At 58.4% G+C, this 620-nt stretch carries 1 protein-coding gene; it reads left to right on the top strand.

Annotated elements, in window-relative coordinates; all coding sequences use genetic code 11:
- Positions 1-251 precede the first annotated feature (251 nt).
- Positions 252-620, top strand: a 369-nt coding sequence (locus HMPREF3092_RS11430; protein WP_218079033.1) for a hypothetical protein, incomplete at its 3' end; no start/stop codon positions are given.

Here is a 620-nt window from a genome sequence, read left to right as displayed (position 1 = left end):
GCGTCACGCACTCTGAAACCGGAAGAGCCCTTTTCGGTTCAGCTCGCCAGCCTTACTACGGCACGGGCGCTGTCCGCTGCTCATTAACGCAGTGCTGACTTATTGCTCCAGCAAGGTTATTGATTGTGTCAGTTGTCTTCCGGTTCGATGAGCGGCGTACGGCCACCGAGTGCTGATGTTGACATTCACGCCGTGCAGCATGTCACCCTAAACTCGATGCACTGAAAGAACGCCTCGAGGTCATGAGCTGCGTGCCAATCACCGGTGTTCTCGTCACGACCGAGCATCACTCCGCAGAAAGGAAGCCGGTCTCCAGAATCAATGAAGAGGTGCTGAACGACCTCGGGCCCCTGACCTTGCTCTTCCGGCTGATACGCATCCTCGCGACTTCGTTCAGACTTGCCACCAGTATGACACATCCCCAGCAGGACTCGGCGGTCAGCTCATCGGGCCAGCGAGCGCCCCGCAGACGGACACTCCTGACGGCCAGAGTTGGCAGAGAACTCAGACATGGCCTCACGCTTGCATATGAGACTAGTCGCATGCACCAGCAGACGAGCTGGAGCAACCCCAAACGCAGGTTTGCCGGCTCTTCCGGTTTCAGAGTGCGTGACGCGGTC

This window comes from Brevibacterium sp. HMSC24B04 (assembly GCF_001806835.1).
Taxonomy (GTDB): Bacteria; Actinomycetota; Actinomycetes; order Actinomycetales; family Brevibacteriaceae; genus Brevibacterium; species Brevibacterium ravenspurgense.
This window is presented reverse-complemented; position numbering and strand designations above follow the sequence as displayed.